Source organism: Natronospirillum sp. (assembly GCF_022565775.1).
Taxonomy (GTDB): domain Bacteria; phylum Pseudomonadota; class Gammaproteobacteria; order Pseudomonadales; family Natronospirillaceae; genus Natronospirillum.
Genome location: NZ_JAIUMC010000094.1, coordinates 1 through 12,405, shown reverse-complemented (window position 1 = coordinate 12,405; position 12,405 = coordinate 1). Strand labels below are relative to the sequence as shown.

Here is a 12,405-nt window from a genome sequence, read left to right as displayed (position 1 = left end):
ACTAACCGGATTTACCGCCACCCTCCAACATTTTCCCGTACTTCCGCGATGAACCAAAAAAAAGCCGACCGGCCTGAAGGCCTGGTCGGCGAGAGAGACTACCTATCAACTAGACTGCCCTTGCAGACAAGGACCTGAATATCCTAAAAAAACCCGCGTCGGGATTGGAGGAGGATTTGGGGTGTAATTTAATTTCATAAACTCCTCTCCACCCCCCAAAAAACGGCCTTCAAGTGAAATAAAAATTCTTACTCGGCAATCAGTGATTCTCCGCGCTCGATCGCTTCCCGCCTCGTTCTGACACCCAGTTTCTTGTACAGATTATTGATATGCGTCTTGACCGTCGAGACAGCAATAAACATGGTGCCGGCAATTTCTTCATTGCTCATGCCCGCCAGTATGTGCTTGTACACCCGCCATTCTTTGCGCGACACCCCGGCTGCCAGCAAGGCATCGGGAATCTGTTCACCCCCCGGCCGGTCGGCGGTATTGCGCTGGCGATTCAGGGTCAGCAACTGATCGGCATACTTGGCCACCTCAGGCGGAAACACTTCGGACCGCATCAGGCGCTCCAGGATCGGCATCAGCCACTGGCGCAGGAACAGCCAACTGGCCACCAGACCCAGGCTGGCAGCGCTGGGCAACAGCCGGCGCACCTGGCGGGTGGCCTGCTCATGGTCACCCGCTATATCGGTGACCGCCGCCTTGAGCAGGGCCATGCGAATGACTTCCACGCGGAACCCCTTCGTCTCGGCATGCTGGATGGCATGCTTGAGCTTGCGCCTGGCCGCGCCGAAATCCTCGGTGGCGGCCAGGCCGTAGGCCTCTGCACGCAACAGCATGAAGTCCCGAATACTGCGATATTCCGAAACCTCAGGCTTGGCCTTGAGCCAGGTCTTGATCTTCTTGAGGTCCCCGTTCTGCCACCACCACTGCAACTGCACTTCCGTGCTGTAGGGCATCAGCACATCGGCGGTGTACTCCTGACTCAGAATCAGTTCGTGCTCGGTCGCCAGCTCCCGGGCCACCGTCGGCTTGCCTTTCAGCATTTCACATTTCAGCAGCCACCCCTGAAGATGCAATTGCCAATAGTCGTCCCAGGTTTCACAGAGGTTCTGGATACGGTGTATCAGCTGTTTGGCCTCGCGCAGGTGATACTCTTCAAGGGCAATTTCGGCCTGATTGATGTAGGCAAATACCACATTGAAGCCGTAGCGCACCCCCTGTTCACCGGCGTAATCGATGACCTCTCGCGACAACTCGGCAGAGCGTACGAAATCTCCACGGCTCTTCCAGATCACGGCCTGCTGGTTGAGCGACCAGAGTACCGCATCATAGTTGGACTCCTGGCGGCTGAGCAGCTCGCTTTCTTCATAGATCTCCAGGGCCCCGATGATGTCGCCCTGTTCGAACAGCACATTGGCCAGAATCAATAGGGCGCTCTGACGGCGAATACTGTCGGCTTCATAGAGCGTCAGCGCCTCACGCGCATAGGCACTGGCCCGCTCAAAGAACTGCAGGGTGAACGCCGCCTGACTGTTCACCGTCAGCATTTCGGCGCGCAGGAAATCGCGCTGATCGACCGGCGCAGCCTCCACCAACTGGCGCGCTCGGCCCAGAAAGTCATGTACCAGAGTTGCATCGCCGAAAATGGCTTCTACCCAGCAGCGCACCAGCACCAGGTTGGCATCTTCCAGAATTTCTTCTTCACTCAATTCGGCCAGACACCGGCGTACCAGGTCATAATGCGCCTTGTGAATCAGCTCGTTGCCGTGCTTCTTGAGAATGCGGATGATCTGTTCCCGCTCACCTGACCGGATGGCATGATCCACTGCACCGACCACATAACCCAGGCGTAGAAAGACATCACTGGCCTGGAGGTGCAGCTCGGGCAGGCTGTCGCTGTGAGCCACCAGCAACTTGTGCTGCAGAAACTCGTACATCAGATGATGGTATCGGTACCAGTCCCGGGGTTCATTGAACTGCACCACAAACAGATGATGCCGTTTCAGGTATTCCAGTATCTCGTGCACATTGATGCCCGGGCACAGGGCGTCTGCTACATCCAGGTTGAACCGCTTGACCACCGACGTATTGAGCAGAAAGGTCTTCACCTCTGCCGGCAGCCCATCGAACAGTTCCGAGTCGAAGTAGTCGATGATATTCAGGTTTTTCTGACTGAGGTTTTCTCCGAGTGCAGCAAGTGAGGGGTTGTTGCGCATGCCGAGCACAATCAACTGCAAGCCGACAGCCCAGCCTTCTATCTGGTCTAGCAACTGGTTGGCCTGCTCGTCCGGCACATCCGTATTGGCAAATTCCTGAAAGAAGGCCTTGGTCTCGAGCAGATTGAACGCCAGTTGCTGCGAATCCAGCTCGGCCACCAGTCCCTGCAGGCGCAGACTCATGATGTTCGCCGGTGGTTCCGATCGGGTGGTCAGCACCAGTTTGATGTGTGGCGGCAGGTGTTTGACAAAATAGCCCAGCGACGCATGAATGTGCTCGTCTTCAATCAGATGAAAATCATCCAGCACGATCATGAGCTCACTTTCGACCTGGTCCAGCTCAAACAGGAGTTGCCCGACGAGCGCCCGCATATTGTTGCCCGCCGGCGTCTCTGACTGGTTCAACAGGACTTCACTGAGTTCCACCGCGTGATTGACGGCGGCTATCAGGTAGGCGATAAAGGCTCCGGGCCGGTCGTCCTCCGCATCCAGCGACAGCCAGGCCAGTGCCGTGCCACGATGACGATCAGCATAGGCATAGTAGCCGTAAAGGGCCGCCACCGTTTTGCCAAATCCGGCCGGAGCCTTCAGAATAATGAGCGGCGATTCGCAGGCAGCAACAAACATGTCCTCGACACGGGTCCTGTCAATCGTATTGGCCGGCAGTTTGGGCACCGAAATTTTCGACGGGACAATGAAATGTTGTGGGATCATATCCCCCATGCACTCACACCTTAATTCTGAATATGGCCGAGAAGGCTGCTTATTAGTCGGACAATCGCGGGACAGTTTACCACCGAACCCCAATCAGGTTGCAACTTGAGCGGTTCAAGTACTGCTCGTCAGTCAACAGATACCCCAGATCAGGAGCTTTTTATGATTCAATCCAGTGCCTTGTTTGACCGCGCGCAGCGTGTGATCCCCGGTGGTGTGAATTCACCGGTGCGTGCCTTCAAGAGCGTCGGCGGCACTCCGGTATTTTTCAGCCATGGCGCCGGAGCGCGACTGGTCGACGTCGACGGTAAGAGCTACATTGATTATGTACTGTCGTTCGGCCCTCTGTTGCTGGGCCACAGTGCGCCGGTAATTCTCGATGCCATTCGCGAACAGCTCGACAAGGCGGTGACCTTTGGCGCACCGACCGAACTGGAAATCCTGATGGCGGAAAAGCTGACCGAACTGGTGCCCTCCATGGATCAGGTGCGCATGGTGAACTCGGGTACCGAGGCCACCATGTCGGCCATTCGTCTGGCGCGTGGTTTCACCGGGCGCAACAAGGTGGTCAAGTTTGAAGGCAATTACCACGGCCATGCCGATGGTCTGCTGGTCAAGGCCGGCAGCGGCGCGCTGACCCTGGGCGAGCCGACGTCGCCGGGCGTGCCGGCCGACTATGCCCGTCATACCATCACCCTGACCTACAATGATGCACAATCCGTCAAAGACTGCTTCGCTGAAATTGCCGAAGATATTGCCGCCGTCATTGTCGAGCCGGTCGCAGGCAACATGAACTGCATTCCACCGGAAGACGGTTTTCTGGAAACCCTGCGCGAACAGTGCGACCAGCATGGCGCTGTGCTGATCTTCGACGAGGTCATGAGTGGCTTCAGGGCGGCGCTGGGCGGCGCACAGGCACGGTACGGCATCAAACCGGATCTGACCTGTCTGGGCAAGGTGGTCGGCGGTGGCTTGCCGGTCGGTGCCTTCGGTGGACGCCGAGACATCATGGCTCATTTGTCACCCCTGGGTCCGGTCTATCAGGCGGGCACCCTGTCCGGCAATCCGATCGCCATGTCCGCTGGGCTGACCATGCTGCAGCAGATCAGCCAGCCCGGCTTTCAGGAGCGGGTCAATGGCAAGGCGGAGCGACTGGTGCAAGGCATGCAGCGTGAAGCGGATGCCGCAGGCATACCATTCACCACCAATCAGGTGGGCAGCATGTTCGGCTTCTTCTTTTCCGAAGAGAAAAACATTCGCCGTTTCGAGCAGGTAACGCGCTGTGATATCGAGCGCTTCAAGCGTTTCTTCCACCTCATGCTGGAGCACGGTGTTTATCTGGCGCCGTCAGCATTTGAAGCGGGCTTCATGTCGGACGCGCACACTGACGCGGACATTGAAGAGACGCTGAGCGCCGCCCGGAACAGTTTCGCGGCGCTGTAATTGCTCATGGAGTACGAAAAAGGCCGCCCGGATACAGGGCGACCTTTTTTTGTTGCATCAGTTTATCAGGGTGCCGGGTCGACTGCGCTCTCCGACATGAACACCGCAACCATGCGCCCGGGCACATGGAAGGTCCCGCTCTCATGGTCAAAGGTCATGTCCGATACCTGCTCGTCCGTGCCTCCCGCCTGCACCGGATGCAAGGCCACTGTCGTGTCACCGTCATAGGCCGGCAACGAGAATGTCTGCGCATCCGGCCCCAGGTTGGCCAGCACGATGGCGCTACCATAGGTGGTGTCGAGTTCGGCCAGCCCGTCCGCATTGTCAGACAGCGTCATGACCACCAGGCCGGCCACCTGATCCGGGCCGGTATTGTGAAAGCGCAGTCGCGCCTCGATGTCTTCCGCCGTGCGCAGTCGGAACAGGGGCGAGCTCTGGCGAATGGCCAGCATGTCACGCAGATGGTCGCGCGTGCGTGCCATATGCTCAGCGCCTGGCACCAGTTGTTCGCGCATCTCCAGCAGTGGCTCCATCACCGGCCAGTTGTCTTCGTTGTCTGCTGCCAGCGGCAGGCCTACCCCGAAGTTGTTCAGAGTGGTGTGATGGTCGGTATTGCCAGCGTATTCAAAGCCGAAATTGACCCGGTTGAACCAGTCATCCGAGTTGTAGCTGTTGCGGTCCAGTGACTTGGAGCGCAGCAGGTCCACCCCGGCGTGATAAAACGGCACCCCCTGCGCCAGCGTGGTCAGACTGATGCCCAGGTTCTGCGCCCGGACTCTTTCTGCCATGGTGGCATCGGTCGGCAGCTTGTAGACATTGTTGTCAAACAGCGTCTGATTGTCGTGCTTGGACACATAGTTGATCACATCGGCTGGCGTTTGCGCATAGCCCACATTGCCATGGCTGCCGGGGCGCACTTCGCCGTCATAGCGGGTAAAGGCATAGTCGGCGAGATTCGCCGCCAGCCCGACCCGAACCCGGTCCAGCTCACCCAACAGGCTACTGTAGTCCGCGGCATTGATGGCCCCCTTGGCGTCGATCAGATTGGTACCGCCATCGAAGGGAGAGCCACCGCGAATGGCATCCCGGTAGCGGTCATTGAAGGTGCCGACACCCGAGCCCGCCATATTGAGCTGGCTGGCATTGGGGCCACGCTGACCGCCCTGTACTTCACCGAAATCCCAGCCCTCGCCGTAGACATAGATGTCCGGGTCGACCGCCTGCACACGATGCACGGCCGCTTCGATATGGTCGACCATATGGTGGCCCATCAGGTCGAAGCGGAAGGCACCGATGCGATACTGCTCGGCCCAGGTTTCCATCGAGTCCAGCATCAGCTTTTCCATCATGGCATGCTCGGTCGCCGTGTTGGGACAACAGGTGCTGGTGTGGATGCTGCCGCCTTCATCCAGCCGGTAATAGTAGCCAGGTACAATGCGGTCCAGCACCGACTGGTCGCTCTGTCCGGCAGCAAAGGTGTGGTTGTAGACGATGTCCTTGGCCACGCGCAGCCCCATGCCCGCCAGCGCCTGCACCATCTCGCGGTATTCGACGATGCGGGTGACACCCTCCGGGTCGGTGGCATAGCTGCCTTCCGGCGTGGTGTAGTGCCATGGGTCATAGCCCCAGTTGAAGGGGTTTTCGTCATTGATGGCTGCAATCTTCTGCTGCGGGGTGGTGGAGGCCGGATCAGTGGCCACGGCGTCATTCATCTCCGTCAGATCAGCGGTCTGCGGCGACACTTCGGGCACCGAGCCCAGGTCGTAGGTCGGCAGCAGATGAAGGTGGGTCAGCCCGGCGTCCTGAAGGGCCTTGAGGTGATCGATCGGAGCGGTGTCCTGCAGTGTGAAGGCCTTGTAGGTGCCCCAGTAGTTGCTGGGTGTCGAGGCGTCATTGACACTGAAATCGCGCACATGCAGCTCGTAGATGCTGGCATCCAGCGGGCTCTCGAGTGCCGGCAGGGTCAGGTCATCCCAGCCTGAGGGCTTGGCATCGGCATGATCAAGATCGACGATCAGGGTGCGCTGACTGTCGGCAGACAGGCCATGCGCATAGGGGTCGGTCACCCGATTGGTGACGACCTGGCCTTCCGCCGGCACATACACCTCGACATCGTAGAGATAATAGTGATCGTTGGTCATCCAGTCGACGGGGCCCAGATGCGACCAGACGCCGGAATCGTCATCGCGGCCCATGGTCACCGTCTTGATGGCATCGCCGTCTGGACCATCATAGACACGCAGCGTGACCGATTTGGCGGTCGGCGCCCAGAGCCGGAACTCGGGGCCAGCGCCGGTAAACGTCAGGCCCAGATCGGCCTGCACCGCGGCCTCGGCATAGAGGTCATCCAGCACGCCGGGCAGTTGCAGCCGGGTGGCATCCATCAGCTCACCGGCCCGATAACGCACCACACCCAGCGCCCCTTGCAGATAGGTGGGAACATCATCCAGCACGCTGGCGGGCAGAGTCAGCACCGGTGTCCCTTCCAGGTGCGGGAACGGATCGCCGTCCCAGGTGCCATCAGTAGTCAAGACTACCTCTCCATCCGCACCTGATACCTCGCCATTGTCCAGGCTCAGCGCCCCGTCTGCGGCATGGTAGAGCACATACTCGGAGGCCTCATGGTCACCGTCGGCGGCATTCTGGGAGTTCCAGACCAGAGTGTCTGCGGCCACCCAATGTGCCCGCGCCTCACTGAAATCGTCGCCGGGCGCTGCTTCACCCGGCACCGGGCGTTCATCGTAGACGCTGGTATCACCGTGCATTACATAAGCCTCCTGCCCGTGACTGGCGGCGCGGAAGAACTGATCGGGATCAACATGCTTGGCCTCGTTGCGGTGGATAACAAAACCGACTTCAGACCAGTCGTCGACCACCGGAATATCCCAGGCCACCCAGGATTCACCCTCGTGGTCGTAGGCGTGATCCCAATCCGGGTTGGTGGTATTCCACGTCATGCTGAAATCGTAGTCGATATCATTCCAAGCGTGGATAACATAGCCGTCAAGATCGCCGTTTTCCCTGTATAGGTGCAGTCGCACCGTATTGTCGTCCAGCGCCGGCAGACCATCGTCCTGGCCAGCGTCGTCATTGGACGAACCATCGTCGTCCTGGTTGTCGTCATTCTGGTTGTCGGAATCGTCACTGGTGTCTGTTGTATCATCCGATCCGGAGCTGGAACTGCCCGATGATTCGGAGTTGCAGCCTGCGAGCAGCAGACCCGACGAGAATATAAGGCACAGCACTGCCCAGCGAGGCAAGCCGTCTTGAAATGGGTACATGAGTGTTCCCCTGTATTTGAATTGGGTAGGACAGAAAAACCGGGCCGCCCTGCGTCAGCCCGGCTGTGCGTCTTCTTACTGTTCGGTCAGCGATATCAGGGTCAGCGTCGCATTGTCCGGATCGGAGAAATCGACTGACATTTCAACTCCCAGCAACCCTTGGGTTACCGCAATCGACAGGTTGCCGGAATCACCGGCTCTATGGAGATCGAAGACCTCGCCCTCTGTCAGAACGGCACCATCATCGGAGCCGAAATTGATGCCCGGTGACCAGCCTTCATCGGCAATCTTGAAGTCGAAGTGGTCTTCGTCACCCCACTCTTCTGCTCGCGCCGGATCAAATACGGCAGTGACCGTATAGAGGCCATTGCCGGCATAGGTCATGGCTGTAGGGGTGCCATCGACCTGCTCGCCGGACTGCACGTACAGGGTGGTGGTGCCAAACGGCGGCACATCTTCGTTGATCAGCGCCATGACTTCGCCAGCAGCCAGTTGCAGGTCTGCCTCACCCTCGGCATTCACCGGAACCTGATGGTCGGTGCAGTCACCGTCGGCGGCCGCAATCACATTGCAATAACTGCCTTCCGGCAAGGTGGTCTGCAACGTGACCTCCATTTCGACATCGGTCTCTCCGTTGAGTGCGAAAAAACCGGCACCGTCGCGGGCAAAGGCGACCTGATTGCCTTCGTTGTCCCACCATTCGGTGATACCGGATCCGGCAGTGGCGCGGCGGAAGTCCACCATGGCGCGAATTTCAGGCTGGCGATGCTCGCACACCCAGTCGCCGTCGCCGCAGTTCAGGGAACCGTTGTGGACCGGGTCCGAAGGCGGGCCAATTTCGGTGTTGTCAAAGGCATAGCTGGACATCAGCCGCGGATAGCCATAGGGGTGCGCCAGCATGAACAGGTTGCCCAATGTATAGAGGTCACCATCCTTGTAGGTCAGGATATTGCCGCCGGCACCGTGGCCCCGCTGATTGTCATGGTTGTCGGTGAACACGACCGCAAGGTCGGAATCCAGGAAGCCCATGGGCTCGCCCAGCCCACCCAACTGATGCAGCGGCTGGCTGGAGTCCTTGAACAAGCGGCTGATATTGGCGCTGTACTTGAACTCTTCCACCGGTCCGATACCGATGTACTCGTCCGAGGTGATGGCTTCTGTGCCGGCCATGTCGATGACCTCGGAAAAGAGGTAATAGTTACCGTCAAAATCGGCATTCACCAGGGCAAAGATGTCTTCGATGTCCTCCACCGCCATGTGCTTGGCTGCGTCAACCCGGAAGCCCTTCACACCCAGATCCAGCAGCTCAACGATATAGCTGGCCAGGGTGGCCTGCACGGTCGGGTCGCCGGTTTTCAGGTCGGGCAGATTCGCCAACTGACAGGTGCGCACCCGGTCTGCATCATTGGCATAGTCATCGCCCTGGATGACACAGTCGCCGTGATAGCTGTTGCTGTTGTAGGAGAAGTCGTCGTCACGATCATCACCAAACAGCGAGTCGTGGTTCATGCGCGTCCAGGCGGTGCCGGCTATGCCCTCGTCACCGCCGGCTGACAGGCCTTCAATGTCGTTGACTGAATCCATATCGGCCGTGTGGTTGATCACCAGGTCGGCATAGATGTCCACCCCGGCAGCGGCGCAGGTGTCGATCATGTCGATAAACTCGGCACGCGTGCCACTGCGCGATTCGAGGCGATAGCTGACCGGCTGATAGCGGGTCCACCAGGTTTCGCCCACGATATGCTCCTGCGGCGGCGACACCTGGACTGCGGTATAACCGTTGGGCCCCAGGAAATCGGCACACTCCTGGGCAATATCATTCCATGACCATTCGAACAGATGGACAAAGGCAATGTGGTCCGGGTCGCCGGTGGCCTCACTGATATCCAGATCGGGGGTGGGTCGGTCCAGACGCTCGGCGTCGGTCATGGGGTCACACTCACGCGACCAGTCTCCCGAGTAATGCCCGTCACCATTGGGGTTGCCGATATCCAGAGTCACGCAGCCACTGGTTGTCCTCTGCATGTCCACAGACTGTTCGAGGGCGTCATCGACCGCGCCGTTAAGCACCATATTGACCAGGGTGGCGTCATCAAAGGTATAGCGGTACCAGTCATCCTCCACCGCTTCCATGGCCTCGCCGGGCCAACTGGAGTCACCGTGACCTGCATCCACCTGCCAGAAGTGTATGCGGGCGTCGTCCCAGTGCTCGGGCTTTTGCAGGTAGAGGGCGATGCCCTCATAGGGGCCATCAGCCGTGTCATCTCCGTCGGAGCTATCGTCAGAGTCGTTGTCGTCAGAGCCCGAGTCATCAGCAGGCTCTTCGGTATCCGTACTGCCATTGTCACTGCCCTGGTCATCGCCGCTGCCGGAACTGCTGTCATTACATCCGGAGAGCACTGCAAGCAGCAGTGTCATAAAGAGCCAGCGGCTGGGTCGCCAGCCAGTAAGCGTTTGCATGCGCATTTTCAGTTATCCCTTTGCTGTTATTGTTGGTTCAGGGACAGGTAGCCAAAACTTGTGATTGTTATCGCGCTTCATTCAAACGCAGGAAAGAGCTCTTGCTCAGATAGAATCTTCATATTTATGCATCCACCCCCGATAGGAATAAAGGATGGACCCGATACCCTGCAGGGAGGAAAAGCAGGGCCGAACGAACCGGACGGGGTTGGAATCAATTGGCAGAAAGAGCGGTTATTGATTGAGCAATGGCGCGGAATCAGTACAATGCCGTGGCCTATTGATACAGGAAACCGCGCTTGTGATTGAGAATCTTCGTAATATCGCCATTATCGCTCACGTCGACCACGGCAAGACCACACTGGTTGACCGGCTGTTGCAACAGTCCGGCACACTGGGTCGCAAAGACCTTGGGTCCGAGCGGGTGATGGACTCCAATGATCAGGAAAAAGAGCGCGGAATCACCATTCTGGCGAAAAACACCGCCATTGAATGGAACGGCTATCGAATCAATATCGTAGACACCCCGGGACACGCCGACTTCGGCGGAGAGGTCGAGCGGGTCATGTCCATGGTGGACTCGGTTCTGCTGCTGGTGGATGCCCTGGACGGGCCCATGCCGCAGACTCGTTTCGTCACCCAAAAGGCCTTTGAACAGGGCCTGCAGCCAATTCTGGTGGTCAACAAGGTTGACCGCCCCGGCGCGCGCCCCGACTGGGTCGTCGATCAGGTGTTCGACCTGTTCGACAATCTGGGCGCCACCGAAGAACAACTGGACTTCCCGGTGATCTACGCTTCGGCACTCAATGGGGTGGCCGGCCTTGAGCATGATGCTCTGGCCGATGACATGGGGCCCTTGCTGAGCATGATTGTCGACCGGGTGAACCCGCCGAAGGTCAACTCGGACGGGCCTTTCCAGATGCAGATTTCCGCTCTGGACTACAACAGCTATGTCGGCGTCATCGGCATTGGTCGGGTTACCCGCGGCGTCATCACCCCCAATACACCGGTCAAGGCGGTAACCAAGGAAGGCAAGATACGCAATGGCCGTATCCTGCAGGTCATGGGTCACCATGGCCTGGAGCGTGTCGAGGTGCCACAGGCTGAAGCCGGTGACATCATTTGTATTACCGGCATGGACTCATTGTTCATTTCCGACACCCTGTGCCATCCGGACCATCCCGAAGCACTGCCTCCGCTGACCGTGGACGAGCCCACTGTCTCCATGACCTTCCAGGTCAACGACTCACCATTCGCCGGCCGCGATGGCAAGTACGTCACCAGCCGCAACATTCGCGAGCGCCTCGAAAGAGAGCTGCTGAGCAATGTCGCCCTGCGGGTCGAGCCGGGCGACAGTGCCGAAAAATTCAAGGTGTCCGGTCGCGGTGAGCTGCACTTGTCGGTACTGATCGAGACCATGCGCCGCGAAGGCTATGAGATGGGTGTTTCACGCCCGGAAGTGGTCATTCGCGAGGACGAGAACGGCAAGCGCTCGGAGCCTTATGAGCAGGTCGTTGTGGATGTGGAAGAACAGCATCAAGGCTCGGTCATGGAAGAACTGGGCAACCGGCGGGCCGAACTGCAGAACATGGTACCGGACGGCAAGGGCCGGGTCCGCATGGATTTCATCATGCCGGCGCGCGGCCTGATCGGTTTCCGCTCTCTGTTTCTCACGTTGACTTCAGGCTCGGGTATTCTGACCAGCATTTTTGACCACTATGGGCCAGTACTGCCGGAAATCGGCGGCTCACGCCAGAATGGCGTGCTGGTGTCCATGGTCTCCGGCAAGTCTCTGGCCTACGCCCTGTTCACGTTGCAGGAACGCGGCCGCCTGTTCATCGGGTCCAACGAGGAAGTCTACGAAGGTATGGTCGTGGGTCAGAACAGCCGCGATAACGACCTGGTGGTCAATCCGACCAAGGCCAAGCAGCTGACCAATGTGCGGGCCTCGGGCAAGGATGATGCCCTGTTGCTGACCCCGCCGGTGCGCATGACGCTGGAGCAGGCTCTGGAGTTCATCGACGACGATGAACTGGTTGAGGTCACGCCAAACCATCTCCGGCTGCGCAAGAAAATGCTGCTGGAAAGTGATCGTCGCCGCGCCGGACGGGCAGCCAAGGCTTGAGGGAGCCGGGTTTTCTGATCCGCGTCTCCGATCGCTGGAGCTGACCCAAGGTCAGCTCCAGCGATCCCGGTTGAAGGTCACTCCGGCCAGACTGACATTGGCATCGCGCAGCGCCAGATCGATGGTACTGCGAATGACCATGGGATCTTCCAGGCGCAGC

The 12,405-nt window shown here is 58.8% G+C and carries 5 protein-coding genes; 2 read left to right on the top strand and 3 right to left on the bottom strand.

Annotated features, from left to right (window positions below):
- Nucleotides 1-248: 248 nt before the first annotated feature.
- On the bottom strand, nucleotides 249-2,849 hold the full coding sequence (locus LAT62_RS13865) for a LuxR C-terminal-related transcriptional regulator (protein ID WP_293385109.1): 2,601 nt from the start codon (nucleotides 2,847-2,849) through the stop codon (nucleotides 249-251).
- 249 nt (nucleotides 2,850-3,098) lie between these two features.
- On the opposite strand from LAT62_RS13865, the gene hemL reads away from it, so the two are divergent.
- Nucleotides 3,099-4,379, top strand: a complete 1,281-nt coding sequence (gene hemL / locus LAT62_RS13860; protein WP_293385106.1) for a glutamate-1-semialdehyde 2,1-aminomutase — start codon at nucleotides 3,099-3,101, stop codon at nucleotides 4,377-4,379.
- A 65-nt stretch (nucleotides 4,380-4,444) separates the two neighbouring features.
- Here hemL and pulA read toward each other — a convergent pair whose 3' ends face one another.
- Together pulA and LAT62_RS13850 are read right to left on the bottom strand one after the other, a co-directional pair.
- A complete protein-coding gene (gene pulA / locus LAT62_RS13855) occupies nucleotides 4,445-7,660 on the bottom strand; it encodes a pullulanase-type alpha-1,6-glucosidase (protein WP_293385103.1) in 3,216 nt (1,071 codons plus the stop codon).
- A 75-nt stretch (nucleotides 7,661-7,735) separates the two neighbouring features.
- Nucleotides 7,736-10,120 (bottom strand): alpha-amylase family glycosyl hydrolase, encoded by a 2,385-nt coding sequence (locus LAT62_RS13850; protein ID WP_293385100.1) that lies wholly within the window; start codon nucleotides 10,118-10,120, stop codon nucleotides 7,736-7,738.
- Nucleotides 10,121-10,421: 301 nt separating this feature from the next.
- On the opposite strand from LAT62_RS13850, the gene typA reads away from it, so the two are divergent.
- Entirely contained in the window at nucleotides 10,422-12,245 is a 1,824-nt protein-coding gene (gene typA, locus LAT62_RS13845) for a translational GTPase TypA (RefSeq protein ID WP_293385097.1), read from the top strand.
- The last annotated feature ends 160 nt before the right edge of the window (nucleotides 12,246-12,405 follow it).

Coding starts and splice junctions, on each gene's coding strand:
- LAT62_RS13850 (WP_293385100.1), bottom strand. CDS start 10,120: ATGCAAACGCTTACTGGCTGGCGACCCAGCCGCTGGCTCTTTATGACA.
- LAT62_RS13865 (WP_293385109.1), bottom strand. CDS start 2,849: ATGTTTGTTGCTGCCTGCGAATCGCCGCTCATTATTCTGAAGGCTCCG.
- hemL (WP_293385106.1), top strand. CDS start 3,099: ATGATTCAATCCAGTGCCTTGTTTGACCGCGCGCAGCGTGTGATCCCC.
- pulA (WP_293385103.1), bottom strand. CDS start 7,660: ATGTACCCATTTCAAGACGGCTTGCCTCGCTGGGCAGTGCTGTGCCTT.